The 16,343-nt window shown below is 47.6% G+C and carries 21 protein-coding genes and 1 tRNA gene; 11 read left to right on the forward strand and 11 right to left on the reverse strand.

Translation table 11 applies throughout. The features are described from left to right. Positions 1–129 precede the first annotated feature (129 nt). Both DXD65_RS06285 and DXD65_RS06290 read left to right on the forward strand, forming a co-directional pair. Entirely contained in the window at positions 130–363 is a 234-nt protein-coding gene (locus tag DXD65_RS06285; RefSeq protein WP_025832920.1) for a hypothetical protein, read from the forward strand. Between the two features lie 25 nt (positions 364–388). Beyond that, on the forward strand, positions 389–991 hold the full coding sequence (locus DXD65_RS06290) for an OmpH family outer membrane protein (RefSeq protein ID WP_009036606.1): 603 nt from the start codon (positions 389–391) through the stop codon (positions 989–991). Between the two features lie 77 nt (positions 992–1,068). On the opposite strand, the gene DXD65_RS06295 is transcribed toward DXD65_RS06290, so the two are convergent. The 4 genes from DXD65_RS06295 to DXD65_RS06310 all read right to left on the reverse strand — a co-directional run bounded on the left by DXD65_RS06295 (position 1,069) and on the right by DXD65_RS06310 (position 4,211). Next, positions 1,069–1,842, reverse strand: coding sequence for a copper homeostasis protein CutC (locus DXD65_RS06295; protein WP_057256369.1), 774 nt, complete (start codon positions 1,840–1,842; stop codon positions 1,069–1,071). Between the two features lie 85 nt (positions 1,843–1,927). Beyond that, positions 1,928–3,466 (reverse strand): ribonuclease Y, encoded by a 1,539-nt coding sequence (gene rny / locus DXD65_RS06300; protein WP_005835816.1) that lies wholly within the window; start codon positions 3,464–3,466, stop codon positions 1,928–1,930. A 125-nt stretch (positions 3,467–3,591) separates the two neighbouring features. Further along, positions 3,592–3,882 (reverse strand): cell division protein ZapA, encoded by a 291-nt coding sequence (locus DXD65_RS06305; protein ID WP_005826408.1) that lies wholly within the window; start codon positions 3,880–3,882, stop codon positions 3,592–3,594. Between the two features lie 14 nt (positions 3,883–3,896). Continuing rightward, on the reverse strand, positions 3,897–4,211 hold the full coding sequence (locus DXD65_RS06310; protein ID WP_005835817.1) for a hypothetical protein: 315 nt from the start codon (positions 4,209–4,211) through the stop codon (positions 3,897–3,899). 529 nt (positions 4,212–4,740) lie between these two features. Here DXD65_RS06310 and DXD65_RS06320 point away from each other — a divergent pair. From DXD65_RS06320 to DXD65_RS06335, 4 genes are all read left to right on the forward strand, one after another. Beyond that, entirely contained in the window at positions 4,741–5,115 is a 375-nt protein-coding gene (locus DXD65_RS06320) for a DUF2141 domain-containing protein (protein WP_034525507.1), read from the forward strand. A 12-nt stretch (positions 5,116–5,127) separates the two neighbouring features. Then, a complete protein-coding gene (locus tag DXD65_RS06325; RefSeq protein ID WP_005826414.1) occupies positions 5,128–5,712 on the forward strand; it encodes a hypothetical protein in 585 nt (194 codons plus the stop codon). A 16-nt stretch (positions 5,713–5,728) separates the two neighbouring features. Then, positions 5,729–6,019 (forward strand): winged helix-turn-helix domain-containing protein, encoded by a 291-nt coding sequence (locus DXD65_RS06330; RefSeq protein WP_005826416.1) that lies wholly within the window; start codon positions 5,729–5,731, stop codon positions 6,017–6,019. Positions 6,020–6,177: 158 nt separating this feature from the next. Next, positions 6,178–6,756 carry an MTA/SAH nucleosidase gene (locus DXD65_RS06335; protein ID WP_005826419.1) on the forward strand — a complete coding sequence of 193 codons (579 nt, stop codon included), beginning with the start codon at positions 6,178–6,180 and terminating at the stop codon, positions 6,754–6,756. Between the two features lie 109 nt (positions 6,757–6,865). Here the strand turns inward: DXD65_RS06335 and DXD65_RS06340 are convergent, their stop codons facing one another. Then, a complete protein-coding gene (locus DXD65_RS06340) occupies positions 6,866–7,225 on the reverse strand; it encodes a YbaN family protein (RefSeq protein ID WP_009036614.1) in 360 nt (119 codons plus the stop codon). A 35-nt stretch (positions 7,226–7,260) separates the two neighbouring features. Here DXD65_RS06340 and DXD65_RS06345 point away from each other — a divergent pair, with 35 nt between their 5' ends. The 4 genes from DXD65_RS06345 (at position 7,261) to DXD65_RS06360 (ending at position 9,952) form a co-directional block, all read left to right on the forward strand. Further along, entirely contained in the window at positions 7,261–8,133 is an 873-nt protein-coding gene (locus tag DXD65_RS06345) for a pyridoxamine kinase (protein WP_005826422.1), read from the forward strand. A 15-nt stretch (positions 8,134–8,148) separates the two neighbouring features. Further along, positions 8,149–8,982 (forward strand): phosphodiester glycosidase family protein, encoded by an 834-nt coding sequence (locus DXD65_RS06350; RefSeq protein ID WP_117719936.1) that lies wholly within the window; start codon positions 8,149–8,151, stop codon positions 8,980–8,982. A gap of 105 nt (positions 8,983–9,087) precedes the next feature. Then, a complete protein-coding gene (queD, locus tag DXD65_RS06355) occupies positions 9,088–9,420 on the forward strand; it encodes a 6-carboxytetrahydropterin synthase QueD (protein ID WP_005826426.1) in 333 nt (110 codons plus the stop codon). Beyond that, the gene (locus DXD65_RS06360) at positions 9,407–9,952 is read left to right on the forward strand and encodes a 7-carboxy-7-deazaguanine synthase QueE (protein ID WP_005826427.1); all 546 of its coding nucleotides are present in this window, start codon (positions 9,407–9,409) and stop codon (positions 9,950–9,952) included. The genes queD and DXD65_RS06360 overlap by 14 nt, the downstream gene beginning before the upstream one ends. Before the next feature lie 57 nt (positions 9,953–10,009). Here DXD65_RS06360 and DXD65_RS06365 read toward each other — a convergent pair. The 6 genes from DXD65_RS06365 to DXD65_RS06390 all read right to left on the reverse strand — a co-directional run bounded on the left by DXD65_RS06365 (position 10,010) and on the right by DXD65_RS06390 (position 16,013). Then, positions 10,010–10,082: transfer RNA gene (locus DXD65_RS06365), tRNA-Trp, on the reverse strand. A 75-nt stretch (positions 10,083–10,157) separates the two neighbouring features. Further along, a complete protein-coding gene (locus DXD65_RS06370) occupies positions 10,158–10,733 on the reverse strand; it encodes a uracil-DNA glycosylase family protein (protein WP_016273281.1) in 576 nt (191 codons plus the stop codon). A gap of 54 nt (positions 10,734–10,787) precedes the next feature. Beyond that, positions 10,788–12,884, reverse strand: a complete 2,097-nt coding sequence (locus DXD65_RS06375) for a KamA family radical SAM protein (protein WP_005835841.1) — start codon at positions 12,882–12,884, stop codon at positions 10,788–10,790. A gap of 163 nt (positions 12,885–13,047) precedes the next feature. Further along, positions 13,048–13,674 (reverse strand): hypothetical protein, encoded by a 627-nt coding sequence (locus tag DXD65_RS06380; protein WP_005826441.1) that lies wholly within the window; start codon positions 13,672–13,674, stop codon positions 13,048–13,050. Between the two features lie 86 nt (positions 13,675–13,760). Then, complete coding sequence (locus DXD65_RS06385) at positions 13,761–15,149, reverse strand: alanine/glycine:cation symporter family protein (RefSeq protein WP_117887431.1); 1,389 nt, start codon at positions 15,147–15,149, stop codon at positions 13,761–13,763. Between the two features lie 222 nt (positions 15,150–15,371). Then, positions 15,372–16,013, reverse strand: a complete 642-nt coding sequence (locus DXD65_RS06390; RefSeq protein ID WP_035449670.1) for a helix-turn-helix domain-containing protein — start codon at positions 16,011–16,013, stop codon at positions 15,372–15,374. A 149-nt stretch (positions 16,014–16,162) separates the two neighbouring features. On the opposite strand from DXD65_RS06390, the gene DXD65_RS06395 reads away from it, so the two are divergent. Continuing rightward, complete coding sequence (locus tag DXD65_RS06395) at positions 16,163–16,339, forward strand: histone H1 (protein WP_005826447.1); 177 nt, start codon at positions 16,163–16,165, stop codon at positions 16,337–16,339. Positions 16,340–16,343: the final 4 nt, after the last annotated feature.

Raw genomic sequence — 16,343 nt, forward strand, 5'->3', positions numbered from 1 at the left:
TTGATTGACTATTTTATTCCCCTTTCTCTTTTTTTAGAGTAAAAAAGGCGAGTTAGTCCAACCAAAGCCCTATATTTGCACCCACAAAAATAGTAAAAACACTATTTTCATGTAACAAAATTAATGGAAATGCTTGATACAATATTGATAACTCTGTTAATAGTTGCTATTTGCATTGTTTTATTGGGTGTAAAGGTCTTTTTTGTGAAAGGCGGCAGGTTCCCTAACGGGCATGTCAGTGGCAATAAGGCAATGCGCGATAGAGGTATCGGCTGTGCGCAGTCGCAGGACAGAGAAGCACAACGCAAATCCCGTTTTTCCATTGATGAACTGGAAAAAGCCTTAAACGATAGTATGAACTAATTTTAAAAAACAATATTTATCAATTATGAAGAGATTAAACTACCTCATGAACGGTCTGGCAGCTCTCGCACTGATCGTTTTATTTGCTCAATGTGCCGGCAATACTGATAAACAGACAACAAACGCTCCTGCACAAGCCGGCGGATTATCGGAAATGAAGATTGCTTATGTTGAAATAGATACGCTTTTGGCAAAATACAACTATTGCATAGACTTGAATGAGGCTATGGTGAAGAAGGGCGAGAATGTCCGTCTGACATTGAACCAGAAAGCCAGCGAACTGGAGAAGCAGAAGCAGGAATTCCAGACAAAGTATCAGAACAACGCTTATCTTTCTCAGGAGAGAGCGCAGCAGGAATACAACCGCATCGCAAAGTTGGAGCAGGATTTGCAGAACCTGAGCAACAAGCTGCAGTCTGAACTGATGAGTGAGAATGAAAAGAACAGCCTGCAACTGCGTGATTCTATCAACGCTTTCTTGAAGGAGTACAATAAGACAAAAGGTTACAGCATGATTATCAGCAATACGGGTTTTGACAATCTGCTCTATGCAGACAGTGTCTACAACATCACTCGTGAGATTCTGGATGGCCTGAATGCAAGATACTCTTCTCCGGTGAAGAAATAATATTTATCCTATGATATAAAAAAGGATGTACTGAAAAGTACATCCTTTTTTTATAGGCCTCTTCCCCCGCCTCCTCCCTACGGGGGAGGGGCTAGGGGAGAGGCTTTTAATAATGCTCCGATTGTACGCTTTACCCGCTCCGCAGTAGTGACGGTATGTGTATATTCATCAATATGTACCGTTCCTCCCATAGAGACGGCGGAATTATGATAGAGCATGGAGCTCTCGATATTTTCCCTGGCGGAGAAATGAAATTCGCGGATGCCGGTTTCTCGGGCAATGTGGGCTATGTTGGCTTCATTCACCCCACAGCCTGCCAATAGAATGATTCGGCCTGATGCTTGTTGTTGGAGCTCTTTCAAAAGGGGAATGCCTTGCTCTGCTGTAGATTGCTGTCCGGAAGTTAGGATGCGGTTGCATCCTAATGCGATAATATCTTCTATTGCTTTTTGTGGATTTCTGCATACATCGAAAGCACGGTGGAAGGTGACGGACATCCCTTGTGAGGCTTTCATAAGCTGCTCCATCAATGGAATGTCTACATCTCCTTCTGCCGTCAGGCAACCGAACACGACTCCGTCAGCGCCTAGGCGGCGGGCATTCTCTATGTCTTTCAGCATGATGCGCTGTTCGGTGGAGGAGTAAAGGAAGTCTCCTCCACGGGGACGGACAATGATATGCAATTTGGTCTGCTGCAATACTTCCCGTGCGATGAGGATATCGCCGTATGAGGGGGTTGTTCCTCCCTCGGGGATGCCTGCGCATAGTTCCACCCGGTCTGCTCCGCCGGCTTGTGCGGCAATACAACTCTCTACGGAGTTGGCACAAACTTCAAACTGATAATCTTTCATTTTGTAAAGTTATGGTTGTGGTGCAAAAATAAGAAAAGGGTGAATACGAATTCACCCTTTTCTGCATTTATTTTCTTTTCTGATGTTACTTTGCGTAGCTCACCGCACGTGTCTCACGGATAACGGTAATCTTCACCTGACCCGGATAAGTCATTTCGTCCTGAATCTTCTTGGCGATTTCACCGGAAAGGTTCTCCGTCTGCTTGTCGTCAATCTTGTCTGCACCGACAATGACACGCAACTCACGGCCTGCCTGGATGGCATATGTCTTTGTCACTCCCGGATAGGACATGGCCAGTTGCTCAAGGTCGTTCAGGCGCTTGATGTATGCTTCTACAATTTCGCGGCGTGCTCCCGGGCGTGCTCCTGAAATGGCATCGCATACTTGTACGATGGGGGCCAGCAGGCTGGTCATTTCCACTTCGTCGTGGTGGGCACCGATGGCGTTGCAGATGTCTGGCTTTTCCTTGAACTTTTCTGCCAGCTTCATACCATAGAGTGCATGCGGCAATTCCGGTTCCTCATCGGGTACCTTACCTATATCATGCAGCAGTCCGGCACGTTTTGCTTTCTTCGGGTTGAGTCCCAGCTCTGATGCCATCACAGCGCAAAGATTGGCTGTCTCGCGTGCATGCTGCAAAAGGTTCTGGCCGTATGAAGAACGGTATTTCATCTTACCGATAATGCGGATAAGTTCCGGATGCAGACCGTGGATGCCCAGGTCGATAGTAGTGCGTTTACCGGTTTCGATGATTTCCTCTTCTACCTGCTTGCGTACTTTGGCAACTACCTCTTCGATGCGTGCTGGGTGGATACGTCCGTCTGTTACTAACTGGTGCAATGCCAGACGTGCAATCTCACGGCGAACCGGGTCGAAAGCTGACAATACGATAGCTTCCGGAGTATCGTCTACCACAATTTCCACACCGGTGGCAGCTTCCAGGGCGCGGATGTTGCGGCCTTCGCGACCGATGATACGTCCCTTGATTTCATCTGATTCGATGTGGAATACGGTTACTGAGTTTTCAATGGCTGTTTCCGTAGCCACGCGCTGGATGCTCTGTATCACGATGCGCTTGGCCTCTTTGCTTGCTGTCAGTTTGGCGTCGTCCATGATGTCGTTAATGTAGGACTGGGCCTGCGTTTTGGCTTCTTCCTTTAGGGATTCTACCATGCGCTCTTTGGCTTCTTCGGCAGAAAGTCCGGAGATAGCTTCCAGTTTTTCTATTTCCTGGCGCTGCATGTGCTCCAGTTCTTCTTTCTTCTTGTCTACGATGGACAGCTGGGCTTCCAGATTTTCTTTCACGGCTTCTGCTTCCATCTTCTTGCGCTGGATTTCTTCCTGGCGTTGGTTCAGTACCAATTCACGTTGTTTCAGCTTGTTTTCTGCCTGCTGTATCTTTTGGTTACGTTGGGCCACTTCTTTTTCCAAGTCCGCCTTCTTGTTCAGGAATTTTTCCTTTACTTCCAGCAACTTATTCTTCTTAATCACTTCCGCTTCCGCTTCCGCATCTCTCAGGATACCGTCGTATTTGTTTTTCAGCCCGTGCTTGAAGAACAAGTACGAGGCAAACCCTCCGACAATGAAGCAGGCAATGGATAATACTATTGTAACTACTGTCATTTTATTAATTTGTTTTTAGTGTATAAATAAAAAAGCACTGCATAAAAGCTTGCTTTGATGAAGGGCAAACTTTTGTACAGTGCGCGAATTTCTCTCTTTTACCGACCCGACGGAGGGATTGTAGCTTATTGTTCCTTGAAATAAGTCTCCAATACCTCTGTCAGTTCCTTTATTTTAGCGGTATAGGGTTCAGTATCATTACGGTCCTTCAACTGAAGGTTTTCTAAAGCGAACTGATAGGCCACCATGGCTATAATTCTCTCTAGAGACACATTCTGATAATGCTCCCGATACGCATTGAGCCTGATATCTACCTGCTTGGCGGCTTCTCTTACCATTTCCTCGTCCTCACGGTTGATTGTGAGAGGGTAGGAGGCTCCTGCCATCTGCAGGTTTATCTTTATCTTATCGTTCATACATCCTCTTCTCTTTATTCATTCAACAAAGCGATGCATTTATCGACTTCACGCACTAATTTGGACAATCGCAGTTTCGTCTCTTTCACGTCACTGCCGTTAAGGCTGATTGTCGTAGCTGTTTTTAGGTTCGTGTAGTTAAGTTCCAGTTCCCGGTATTCAGCTTGTACCTTCCCGTATTCCTCCTCTTTGGCTTCAAGAAGTTGCTTTAGCTCAGCATTTTCGCGTTTTAATTCATCGTGCAGATAGATTAAATGCCGCAGTCTGGCTTCAAAGGTACTTAATAGCTTCTTTTCTTCGTCTGTCATCACTACACCAAAATTGTACACAAAAATACAATTTACTTGGAGATTACAAAAACTTTTCGGGGAAAATATGCTGTAGAAGTGCCGAAATAACCGAAGTGGCCTATGAAGTACTGGTTTTGAGGGATTGAAAAAGGGTGGCGGAGGCTGGCTTTTCAAGAGATGTGGATAGGTATGGAACAATTTGCTTTTTAGAAGGATTTTATTTCTTGCTTTTCGAAAGCTTAGTATCTCCGTTACTAAATAGTAATCGTCCGACGCTTGTTTAATTATCGTCCGACAGTTGTTGGACGATAATTAAACAGATGTTGGACGATAATTGAACGGTTGTTGGACGATTACTATTTAGTAAGGCCGAAATTACTTTTTGCTGTTTTAGGCACTACTCTTTAGGTGCGGTTGGAATAGTATGTAGTAAAGGAAGGAGGAGATGCTAAGAAATAAATAAAATAATTTATATAATAATTTGGTTTATAAAATAAACCTTTTATCTTTGTATCGGAGTTCGAACCCGAAATGTGATTTTGGTATGTATAACTTAAAGAGAATGATTATGAAAACGATTGTTTGTAGAAGTATGGCGGCAGCTCTTCTTTGTGTATTTGCATTGGGGGTGTCTGCGCAAGATGTTCTGAAAGTGAAGGTGATGAACATACCTTCTGCTGTGGGAAAGATAATGATTGCCACTGACAAGGGGCAGTATGGTATGGTAGATGCCAAGGGCACGGAGGCGGTACTGGAACTGAAAGATGTGACAGTGGGTAAATATAAGCTTTATGTCTATCATGATGAAAACAACAATTATCAGTTGGATAGGGAAGACGGAATTCCATCTGAGTATTGCGCGATAGCGGATGTGGAGGTGAGCGCCGACACGAAGCAGGTGGAGATAGCACTTAAGCGGGTATTAAAAGGAAGCAACAAATAAGGCGGCAGGAAAATGGAAGAAAGAAAATTGAATGAGAAAGAGAGTTTAGAACTCATCACTCGGATGATACAGAACACGAAGGACAGAATGGCGGAAAATTCAGGGACACCTTTTTTGCTGTGGGGATATGTAACGGTAATTATCTCGTTGCTGGTTTGGTTTCTATTGAAGGAAACGGGCAATAACAATTGGCAATTCCTATGGTTCCTGCTTCCAGTCATAGCCTTTCCTGCTACGTTGTGGAGTCAGCGGAAGGCTCGGAAAATGTTGAAGACCTACATAGACCGTGTTGTGGATTATGTGTGGACGGTATTTGGACTGGGTGCTTTCTTGGTATCGTGTACCGCCATATTTGTATGGAAGATTCCTATTCTGTTTGTCATTTTGCTGATGATGGGGATGGGAACTGCCCTGACGGGACTGATTGTGAACACGAAAGTGGTTACGATAGGGGGAGTGCTGGGAGCCTTGCTCTCGTTGGGATGTTTCTATATGCCCGGCATAGACCAGATACTGTTTTTTGCATTGGCGTTCGTCTTTATGATGGTGATTCCCGGACATTACATGAACAGTGTGGCGAAGCGTCACAAACAATAAAAGAAGAGGATGATATATGTTTAAAGAACTGAACCCTTTGCTCCATAGCGAACTGCGGCTTGCGGTGATGTCGTTGCTTATTAGTGTCGAGGAGGCGGACTTTGTCTATATCCGCCAGCAGACCAAAGCTACGGCAGGAAACCTGAGCGTGCAGATAGACAAACTCAGCAAGGCGGGATATGTGGAGGTGACAAAGACTTTTAAAGGAAAGATGCCTTGTACGATTTGTAAGATCACTCCGCAAGGAGTAGACGCATTTGAGGAATATGTAGAGTCATTGAAATCTTATCTGGCAGGGAGGTTGTGAGTGTGGGTGACTTTACATTTATGGGGTAAAGATGGAAATCTTCTGAAAAAGGTTTCTATCTTTGCCTTTTTCATGAGAAGGAGGAGGGTGTGTCATCAACCGTTTTGCCACCCTCATGCCGGACAAAATTTAAACAGACTCTAAAAAGATAGAATGATATGAGAATTTTAGTCACTTATGCCGTACAAGGCGAATTTACGGAATTGAAATTTCCCGGACTGATAGGGGAGGAAGAGGTGCAGATAGGCTATCTCCGTACCGGTGTGGGAAAGGTGAAATCGGCTTTTTATCTTTCTGAAGCGATAAGCCATGCGCAACCGGACTTGGTGGTCAATGTAGGTACGGCAGGGACTATCCGTCATCGGGTAGGAGATATTTTCGTATGCCGTCATTTTGTAGACCGTGATATGCAGAAGCTGGTGGAGCTTGGTATGGAGTATGAGATTGATTCAATGGATTTGTTGTCCCAAAAAGGATATTGTTTACACTGGCCGGCAGGCGGTGTATGCAATACGGGGGATACTTTCTTGACAGAACTCTCGGATGTGTCCGGTGATGTTGTGGATATGGAAGCCTATGCCCAGGCTTTGGTATGCCGTGCCAAGAATGTTCCTTTCATTTCGGTGAAGTACGTGACGGATATTATCGGGCAGAACTCCGTGAAACATTGGGAAGACAAGCTTGCCGATGCTCGGAAGGGGTTGGGAGAATTCTTCGAAAAATTGGGAGGAGTTTGATTAATGTGCTAATATGCCAATGTGCTAATTGGCTGCGCTATGTGTATATTAGACTCTCACACCGCAGGTCATTGGCACATTAGCACATTAACCACATTAGCACATTCATTTATCTCAACGTCTTGAATGACAGTATATGCCAAGTCACCCCCACAGCGACAAGGAACAATACTGTCTTTATTTCTGTTAGTGGAATCAGGAAGAAGATGCAGTAAACCATTGTTCCCCACATCAGCAGTAGGGAGATGATTTTGGCACGTAGAGGGATGGCTTTGTTCTCGCGGAAGCTGCGGATGTAGGGACCGAGGCATTTGTGGTTCAGCAACCATTGGTACAGTCTGGGTGAGCCTCTGAAGTAGAGTGCTGCCGTGAGCAGCAGGAAAGGCGTGGTGGGCAGCAACGGCAGGAAGATGCCGATGATGCCGAGTGCCAAAGAAACTGTTCCCAAAATGATGCAGACGGTTTTCATGCGGCAAATGTAGGAAAAATAATAATATAGATAATATGTATGCGAATAAAGTAAAGAAGGTTGTTGCCGTCCACGACTTGTCGGGAGTCGGACGGGTGTCTCTGACGGTGGTCATTCCCATCCTTTCGTCTATGGGCTTTCAGGTGTGTCCGTTGCCTACAGCCGTATTGTCGAGCCATACCCAGTATCCGGAATTCTCTTTTCTGGACTTGACGGATGAAATGCCGAAGATTATTTCCGAGTGGAAGAAGCTGGAAGTACAGTTTGATGCCTTTTATACCGGCTATCTGGGTTCTCCGCGGCAGATACATATTGTTTCTGACTTTATTGATGACTTCCGCCGACCGGACGGTCTGGTTGTGGTAGACCCGGTGTTGGGTGATAACGGACGGCTTTATGCGAACTTCCACGAGTCCATGATTGATGAAATGAAACATCTCATCACCAAGGCCGATGTCGTTACCCCCAATCTGACGGAGCTGTTCTATCTGCTGGGTATTCCTTATAAGGAGATGAATACGGATGAGGAATTGAAGTCATACCTTCGCCAGCTTTCCGATTGTGGTCCCGAAGTGGTGATTATTACCAGTGTGCCCGTACGGGATGATAAGCATAAGACGTCCGTGTATGCCTATAACCGGAACGGTAACCGCTACTGGAAGGTTACGTGTCCTTACCTGCCGGCCCATTATCCCGGAACGGGGGATACGTTTACCAGTGTCATCACCGGAGCACTGTTGCAAGGCGACAGTTTGCCCATTGCCCTGGACCGTGCCACGCAGTTCATTCTGCAAGGTATCCGTGCTACTTTCGGATACGAGTACGACAACCGTGAAGGTATACAGCTTGAAAAGGTGTTGCATAATCTCGACATGCCGATTCAAATCTGCAGCTATGAATTAATTTAAACCAATCCCATCTATATGAAAAAGAAAATATTCCTGGCAGTGTTTCTCTGTTGCGGCATGTTTGCAGCAATGGCGCAGACTGCTGCCGACTCTCTTGCCATCGTTTCTGCCGATTGGCAGACTGAGCCCCTGCAGAAAGGGATGCTTTATAAAAAGGCAGTATTCAGTTCTTTGTATGGAGTTCCTCAGGAAGTGTCTATTTTTGAAATATCCCCGAAGCGCTACCGTTTCGATGTGCTCGTCCACAATCCCAAGGAGGAGACCAGTATAGCCGCCCGGCATGCAGGTGCGGTGGCGGCCATCAATGGCTCCTATTTTGATATGAAAGCCGGAAATTCCGTCTGCTATCTGCGTAAGGACGGGGTGGTGATAGATACTACCTCTACTGGGGTTCTGGCAACAGTGTCCAATGGAGCTGTACTTATAAAGAAGGGCAGGCTGGAACTGATTCCCTGGAGCAAGCAGGAAGAAAAGGCATGTACTTTGAAAAAAGGCACTGTGCTGGCTTCCGGCCCTTTGATGCTGAAGGACGGGCAAGTGTGCGACTTGTCCGGGACTAATCGGAATTTTGTAAATACCAAGCATCCCCGCAGTGCTGTGGCGCTGACAAGAGAAGGAAAAATCCTGCTTATTGTTGTTGACGGACGTCGGAAGGGAAAAGCGGAAGGTATCAATATACCCGAGCTTGCCCATATGATTCGTATATTGGGCGGGGAGGATGCGTTGAATCTGGACGGCGGCGGTTCTTCTACGCTGTGGAGTGGGGCGTTGCCGGATAAGGGAATAGCCAATACCCCGAGTGGCAGTGCAGAGCGTAAGGTTGCCAATTCTCTTTGTGTGTACGAATAAGTTAGGGAAGTAAATGGATAAATCTTAAGTTTTTTGTAATTTTGCCGTCGCATCGAGGTGACATTAGATGCGGCAACTTATTATATTAATTAGCGTATTAACAATATGTACACAGTCATCAAACGTATGGAAGTGTCGGCTGCCCATAGCCTGAAACTTTCTTATCGCAGTAAGTGTGAGAATCTGCACGGTCACAACTGGATTATCACTGTCTATTGCCGTTCCAAAGAGCTGAATGCGGACGGAATGGTGGTAGACTTCAGTCACATCAAGCAGGTGGTAAAGGAACAGCTGGATCATCATAATCTTAATGAAGTGCTGTCCTTCAATCCCACAGCCGAGAACATAGCCCGTTGGATATGCGACCAGATACCCACTTGCTTCAAGGTAGAGGTGCAGGAGTCGGAATCAAACATTGCCGTCTATGAGGAAGATTAATGAGATATTCTACAGTTTGCAGGGAGAAGGATACCATACGGGTACCCCGGCTGTCTTTATCCGTTTTTCCGGTTGTAACCTGAAGTGCCCCTTCTGTGATACGCAGCATGAGGACGGCATACTGATGTCCGATGAAGATATCGTAACAGAAGTTAGTAGATACCCTGCCGCTACCGTGATACTGACCGGTGGAGAACCCTCCCTTTGGATTGACCGTGAATTTGTGGATTGTCTGCACCAGGCGGGAAAGTATGTCTGCATTGAAACAAACGGTACCCATCCGCTGCCGGATAATATAGATTGGGTGACCTGCTCTCCCAAGCAGGGGGTAAAGCTGGAAATTACGCGTATGAATGAAGTGAAGGTGGTGTATGAAGGGCAGGATATTACTGTTTATGAGCAGTTGCCCGCCGGGCATTTCTTTCTTCAGCCTTGCTCTTGCAGCAATACGGCCGAAACGGTGGATTGCGTGATGAAGCATCCTAAGTGGAGACTTAGTTTGCAGACACATAAGCTGATAGATATCCGGTAGGCATTTATAAAACGAATAATGGCTGTAAGCAATGCTTACAGCCATTATTCGTTCATGCACGGGAGGAGAGGCTCGAACTCCCGACACCCGGTTTTGGAGACCGGTGCTCTACCAACTGAGCTACTCCCGTGTTTGCGGCTGCAAAGGTAATGCAAACTTTCAAATATGCAAGTAACAGACGTACTTATTTTATAAAGAAAGTTGCTTACAACATCTGTAAGTCCTGATACATAATGCGATACGCTGCTGCTTTTTTTTCCAGTGCCAGCGGGTAGGCTCTTGAGGAAGAAGGCATCCGGTAGAGGCGCATCGGATGGTTTTCGAAAAGAAACTCCGTGAAGTCACCTACTTTGGGCTTGTCGATGGAGAACTGCGTGCACAGCGTGTCCGTTGCCTTCTCACCGGTGGTGACGATAGCCTTGCATTGCGGTATCCGGTGTAGCAGGGCAGGGACGTCCGTGGGTTGCACCACTTCCAGAAACTTATCCGAGGCGTTGTCCTGCAGGCGCCGTATGGCAGAGGCTGTGTCGAACAAGGCAATACCCTTTTCCTGCAGGAAACTGATGAGGCGTTCTTTGCAGAAAGCCTTCTTCGTCTTGTCTACAAAATAATCCTTGTCATTGAAGAAAAGGAACCCGGTAATCCTCCACATGTCATTGTTCCAGTTGGGGTAGTAAAACTCCATGGACCACCGCTTTTTCTGCGGAGGAAAGCTTCCCAGCATCAGCAGACGGGCGTTGCCGGGAAGGAAGGGTTCTAAAGGGTGTTGTTCTATTTCCATACTTTCCAATTTCATTGTTCTGCCTGCAAAAGTACGGAATATATCTTGGATATGCTATCCTGCAATGTCCTGATTGCTCATTCTGTCGGTGATTTGGAAGGGGAAATCAGGATATTCGTAGAGGCTGAACCGGGATTCTGTCTTGCCTTCCGTATAGTTCCAGATGGTGGCATATTCTTCGGCGTCTTCTCCCATGGCCTGCAGTTGGCGGAGGTAGGAGGCTATGGACTTGTTCTCTACGATATATATTTGTCCCAGCCGGTCTATTATAGGGCTGTGGCGCCGGGTGCTGTCATGGTCGAAACGCAGGATGCGCTTGCCTTCGGGAGTGATGCCTACCATGTTGAAGGTCATGCTCTTGCCGATGGCGGGCAGGTTGAGCACATTGCGGTCGGTGGCGAGGAAAGGCAGGTGGTGCGTTTTCAGGAAACGCCGGATGCAGGCTGCCGGGTCATGGACGGTTCCAAGCAGTACGGACAGATTATGGGCATCTTCCTTGGTCAGCTTCCCGAAGCGCTTTTCTTCCCGTTGCTCTTGTACGGAACGGCTGTTGGGGGTAAACACGGCATTGTTTTCTTCAAAACCTTTCACGGAGAAGGTGTAGTAGCAAACCACTCCCAACTGATTGAGCACTTGCCGCAGGCGGGTAGTATGCCCCCGGCGGGATGCAGCTACGTTGTATACCAGTTGGTTGTCAATGAGCCAGCCTGCCGCCAGCAGTTTGCGTATTCCTTCGGCAGCTTCCGGAGTGACTTCGAGCGGGGTTTGGAAATGTGTCTGGATAATGAACTGGTGGATGCCGATGGTAGACGCCTTTTCCTTGAATTCCCTTAGAATCTCCACCAGCCCGTCATTGATGCGCATGGGCAGGTAGGCGGGGAGGCGTGAGCCGAGGCGTACACGTTGCAGCTCTGCATACTTTTCTCCTTCGGGCCGTTCCTGATTGGCTTTCCGCTTGCGGACTGCCATGCGGTAGACGGCGTCTAATATGTTGCCCAGCGTCTTGTTTTGGCTCATCAGTGCGTCACCGCCGGTGATGAGAATGTCCCGCAGTTGCGTGTCTTCCTCAAAATAGGCCATCAGCCGGCGCAGCTTCTTTTCCCATGTCTCCTTGGGACGCAGGGTGTCAAACTCAAAATTGAGCCGTTTGCTTTGAAAGTCGTACATACGCTGACAAGATGCGCAGAGTCCTCCGCAGGCGCGTCCCATGGTGTCGGGGATGAGGATGGCCACTTCCGGATAACGGCGGTGGATGTTATGCCCGTCGGGCAGCAGCCAGCCGGCGGCGTTGGGTTTACCTGGTTCTACGATATCCTCCCGTTCCCAGGCACGTATCTGTCCGTAGGTTTCCACCAGTTGGGGTGAATAGAGTATATAGCTGCGCAGGGCCTCGTCGTCGTATCCGCTGCCGGTGCAGTTCAGCAGTGACAGATAATAGGGGGTGGCGAAGAAAGGCATTCCCTTCTTGCGGGCTTTTGAGAGCAGGTACATGGTTTCGGCAGAAAGGGAGTTGCCGAGAAGACGGTTTAGCTCCGTAGGGCTTTTGACGGCCATGGCAAGATGGAAACGGAAGTCATTCCACCATTCGCTGACGAGGTTGAACTTCTCCTCGTAGCTGAGTCCCTCTTCGAAATGGAAGCGGGAAGCCGGGTTCTTGCGGTGCTCAATCTTCTGCACCAGTGCATGCAGGATGCGTTCCTTGTTCTTTGCACGGATATGCTGCACGTCTTCATCCAGTCCGCTGGGCCAGCGTTCGGTCAGGGTTTTGATTTTCTGTGCGGAGGGCAGGGTGGGGGCTGGCTGGTGGAGGCGTTTGAACTGCTGGAACAAGTCGATGAACAGGTCCGTTTCCGTTTCCTCTTCCCATTGTCCCGTGAGGAAGGAATGCAGCATTGATAAAGTTGATATGGGCAGCTGTTCTCCGATGGAGAGCTCGTGTACTTCCTGCCCGTCAAATTCAATCAAGAGTCGAATTTGCTTACCGGCCTCGTTGTCCACTTCCGGATGTCCGGCAATGTACTCCGTCAGGTTGGCCTTGAAGGCTTCCGCATCGTCGCTTTGAACGGCGATGCTGACCAATTCAGGGAGTTCGTGCCGATAAAGTTGTTCCAGTTGTGATAGAGTGAGTGCAAGCATTTTCTTTTGTTTCATAAGCGATTGTTTTTTTGAAGTTAATATTTATGATGGTTGACGCGGGGTGCGTCCTTGTGTTCCGTGAGGGGAAAATGATTTCATTTGCTAAAAATAACAAAAAAAAGCGGGAAATTTCTTTCCCGCCTTCTTGTTTCTAAAGTTCTTTAGAATTCTTTTTCTTTTATTTCTCTTCGTTGGCTTTCTGTTTCGGTTCCTTTTTGGCCAGCATCACTACGTTGTAAACGTACTCGGTCATCCATTGTTCCGAATATCCCAGACGCTCTTTGTACTGGCGTACTGCCGCTGCCGTCTTGTGTACATCGTCCTTTTTCCATACGGTTTTTGTACAGACGTCGTGTACGGTTTTTTCGGTCATGCTGCGCAGTGCTCCCTTGAAGATGGAAGGCATGCGGAATTTCCACTGCATCAGGTTTCCCATCAGCATCATCAAGTCATTGGAGAATCCTTGATACATAAAGAGATAACCTTGTACGTCGTTCTGCGTACGGCAGTGCTTCTTGACGGAAGTATCAATTTCCTTGAAGAAGTTTTCACTGATGCCGTAGTCCTGCATCAGCATCTTGCGCGAAGCGGCCTTTTCCGCTTGTCCCAGACGGCCTCCCTGCGTGGGGATTTTGAACAGACGCTTGAAGTTGGCTACATCCGGCACAAAGCGGATATTGGTGATGCCCAGGTTGGCGGCTATTACAGACTGGAAGTAGACGCGTGTCAGTGACACGAAGTCTTCCACATTCTTCGAAGATACTTCTCCGGTATTCTTGTTGAATAGTTTGGCAAATAAACTCATATCAAATTACGAATTACTGATTACAAATTACAAGACCGCAGGTCATCCGGCGGTTCCGGCTGCAAAAGTACGAAATAAGTTGGTTATCACCAGCACTCTATGTCTTTTTCTACCTCTTTCAGGCGGTTCTTGGTGAAAACGGGGTCTTTGATACCGGCGCTTTTCTGTGCGCGGTAGTCTTCAAGCAGCCTGAAAGCGTATTTTCCGAGCAGGCTGATGGCGATAAGATTGCAGAGCACCATGAGTCCCATAGTGACGTCGGCAAGGCTCCATGCCAGGTCGAAGGTGGCAACAGCACCGAACATGACCATGCCGCCCACCAGTATACGGTAGATGTTGAGCACCCATTTACGGTGGGTAAGGTAGCGCACATTGGCTTCTCCGTAATAATAATTTCCCAGAATGCTGCTGAATGCGAAGAAGAACAAGGCTACCGCAACGAAGATGGCTCCCGAAGGTCCTATCTCGTTGGTCAGTGCATGCTGGGTAAGCTGTACGCCGTTTGTGGAACCATCCAGTGGAGCACCGCTGAACAGAATGATGAAAGCGGTGCAGGTACATATAATCAGCGTATCGGTAAATACTCCCAGCGTCTGAATCAAGCCTTGCTTCACGGGGTGGCTGACGTGTGCGGTTGCCGCCACATTGGGGGCGGACCCCATACCGGCCTCGTTGCTGAACAGCCCGCGTTTGATGCCCTGCATCAGCGCCATGCCGACACCCCCTCCCAAAGCCTGCTCCCATCCGAAGGCGTGGTCGACAATGAGTGCCAGGACTCCCGGCAGCTCTTTGATGTTCAACAGAACGATGATAAGTGCCAGTGCAATGTATCCCAACGCCATGATGGGGACGATGATGCTGCTGACTTTGGCTATGCGCTGTACGCCTCCAAAGATGATTGTCAGCGTGAGTGCGGTGATGATCCCTCCCACAACGGCATGGTCGAACCCGAAAGCGCCTTCGAAAGCGGCACACAGTGTATTGCTCTGTACCGAGTTGAATGCAAATCCGAAGGTAATGGTGATAAGTACGGCAAACAGTGCCCCCATCCACGGCTGTTTCAGTCCCTTACGCATATAGTAGGCCGGGCCGCCGATAAAGGAGTCTTTGCCCTTTATCTTATACAATTGGGCCAGTGTAGATTCTACAAACGAGCTGGAAGCACCCAGGAGGGCAATCACCCACATCCAGAATACAGCGCCCGGACCGCCTACTGCAATGGCGGTGGCAACCCCTGCAAGATTGCCCGTACCTACACGGCTGGCAATGGAGATGGCAAATGCCTGGAACGATGAGATATGCTTTTCCTTGGCATCGCCTTTCCCGCCCGAGTCGCCCAGCAGACGTACCATTTCCTTTATCATCCGGAACTGTATAAAGCGGGTTCTCAGCGTAAACCATACGGCGCATCCCAACAGCAGGGCAACGAGGATGTAGGTCCAGAGCAGGTCGTTTATCAGATTTATTATTCCCATAATGTATATGTACAGTTATCTATTTGTAGTAAAAAAAACTCACACAAAACAAGTGCTACCCTCTGTCGTTACTTTAGGCTGCTTCTGTCGTTATTCAAGGCTACCTCTGTCGTTAACTGAGATAGATTTCTTGCAAGTCGGTGATAATCAACGTGATATGAGCTCGTGTGCTGCGATTTGTACCATGGACAAATCTGGACAAACCTGACGGAATCTCCTTGCCTATTTCAGCTTGAAGTGAAATTTGTGTCCTTCAAACACCGGTTCCACTATGTCATAACGAACAAACTTTGCCAGCAGATGTTCGGCGGCGCGTCGGGAAAGATGCGCCAGGCGGCAGTAACGGTTCAGTGAAAGGCGGTCGTTTTCTTCCAGCAGATTGAGCAACAGTTGTTCCCGTTCGGTATATTCTATCAGTTCTCCTTTCGGACTTCCGCTTTGCTGCCAGACGCGCAGATGGACGGGAGTAGCCAGGATGTTTTCATCCTTGATGCGGAGATAGGCCAAGTATTTTCCTGTTTCGTCCTTGGCATATACCGGCTTCCGGTCACTTTCCTCGATTTGTACCACCAGCACACTGCGGCCTTCCACCAGATAGGTCTGCATGATGTAGTTCACTTCGGGGCTGCAATAAAGTTCGGCAGCCGCTTCTATCATATATTGTTCTTCGTCCGAACGAACACCGGCAATTTTCCCGTTATCTTTCACTCCGATGAGCAGTTTTCCACCGTCTGTATTGGCAAAGGCTGAAAGGGTTTTGGCTATCTTGCGGGCGTCGGATATTTCGAACTTGAAATCCTGCTGTTGGTGCTCTCCTTCGGCTATGAGAGCGTGTATATATTCGGTGTCAGTAAGCGTTTTCATGCTTGCAAAAGTAGATAAAAAACGCGTAAGAGCCCCTTTTTGCGGCGATTTTACCGAATATTTCAAAAAAAATATCGTTTTTCTGCATTTATTTCAAGAAAGAATGTATTTTTGCCAGACATTATTAACGAAGTAATTTAAAAAGGATTATGAAAGAATTAGTTGAAAAAGTAGCTGCATTGTATGCAGACTTCTCAAAAGATGCAAACGCTCAGTTGGAAAACGGTAACAAGGCAGCAGGAACTCGCGCTCGTAAGGCTTCTTTGGAAATCGAAAAAGCTATGAAGGAATTCCGCAAAGCATCTTTGGAAGCTTCTAAGAAGTAAGAAA

This window comes from Bacteroides sp. 4_1_36 (assembly GCF_003466325.1).
Taxonomy (GTDB): domain Bacteria; phylum Bacteroidota; class Bacteroidia; order Bacteroidales; family Bacteroidaceae; genus Bacteroides; species Bacteroides uniformis.

Excerpts from the sequence above, each read along its gene's own strand:
- DXD65_RS06360 (WP_005826427.1), top strand. The coding sequence starts at position 9,407 with ATGAGGAAGATTAATGAGATATTCTACAGTTTGCAGGGAGAAGGATAC.
- DXD65_RS06335 (WP_005826419.1), top strand. The coding sequence starts at position 6,178 with ATGAGAATTTTAGTCACTTATGCCGTACAAGGCGAATTTACGGAATTG.
- DXD65_RS06380 (WP_005826441.1), bottom strand. The coding sequence starts at position 13,674 with ATGAGTTTATTTGCCAAACTATTCAACAAGAATACCGGAGAAGTATCT.
- DXD65_RS06395 (WP_005826447.1), top strand. The coding sequence starts at position 16,163 with ATGAAAGAATTAGTTGAAAAAGTAGCTGCATTGTATGCAGACTTCTCA.
- DXD65_RS06370 (WP_016273281.1), bottom strand. The coding sequence starts at position 10,733 with ATGGAAATAGAACAACACCCTTTAGAACCCTTCCTTCCCGGCAACGCC.
- DXD65_RS06325 (WP_005826414.1), top strand. The coding sequence starts at position 5,128 with ATGGAAGAAAGAAAATTGAATGAGAAAGAGAGTTTAGAACTCATCACT.
- DXD65_RS06290 (WP_009036606.1), top strand. The coding sequence starts at position 389 with ATGAAGAGATTAAACTACCTCATGAACGGTCTGGCAGCTCTCGCACTG.
- DXD65_RS06285 (WP_025832920.1), top strand. The coding sequence starts at position 130 with ATGCTTGATACAATATTGATAACTCTGTTAATAGTTGCTATTTGCATT.
- DXD65_RS06385 (WP_117887431.1), bottom strand. The coding sequence starts at position 15,149 with ATGGGAATAATAAATCTGATAAACGACCTGCTCTGGACCTACATCCTC.
- rny (WP_005835816.1), bottom strand. The coding sequence starts at position 3,466 with ATGACAGTAGTTACAATAGTATTATCCATTGCCTGCTTCATTGTCGGA.
- DXD65_RS06375 (WP_005835841.1), bottom strand. The coding sequence starts at position 12,884 with ATGAAACAAAAGAAAATGCTTGCACTCACTCTATCACAACTGGAACAA.
- DXD65_RS06305 (WP_005826408.1), bottom strand. The coding sequence starts at position 3,882 with ATGAACGATAAGATAAAGATAAACCTGCAGATGGCAGGAGCCTCCTAC.
- DXD65_RS06390 (WP_035449670.1), bottom strand. The coding sequence starts at position 16,013 with ATGAAAACGCTTACTGACACCGAATATATACACGCTCTCATAGCCGAA.
- DXD65_RS06340 (WP_009036614.1), bottom strand. The coding sequence starts at position 7,225 with ATGAAAACCGTCTGCATCATTTTGGGAACAGTTTCTTTGGCACTCGGC.
- DXD65_RS06330 (WP_005826416.1), top strand. The coding sequence starts at position 5,729 with ATGTTTAAAGAACTGAACCCTTTGCTCCATAGCGAACTGCGGCTTGCG.
- DXD65_RS06320 (WP_034525507.1), top strand. The coding sequence starts at position 4,741 with ATGAAAACGATTGTTTGTAGAAGTATGGCGGCAGCTCTTCTTTGTGTA.
- queD (WP_005826426.1), top strand. The coding sequence starts at position 9,088 with ATGTACACAGTCATCAAACGTATGGAAGTGTCGGCTGCCCATAGCCTG.
- DXD65_RS06295 (WP_057256369.1), bottom strand. The coding sequence starts at position 1,842 with ATGAAAGATTATCAGTTTGAAGTTTGTGCCAACTCCGTAGAGAGTTGT.
- DXD65_RS06350 (WP_117719936.1), top strand. The coding sequence starts at position 8,149 with ATGAAAAAGAAAATATTCCTGGCAGTGTTTCTCTGTTGCGGCATGTTT.
- DXD65_RS06345 (WP_005826422.1), top strand. The coding sequence starts at position 7,261 with ATGTATGCGAATAAAGTAAAGAAGGTTGTTGCCGTCCACGACTTGTCG.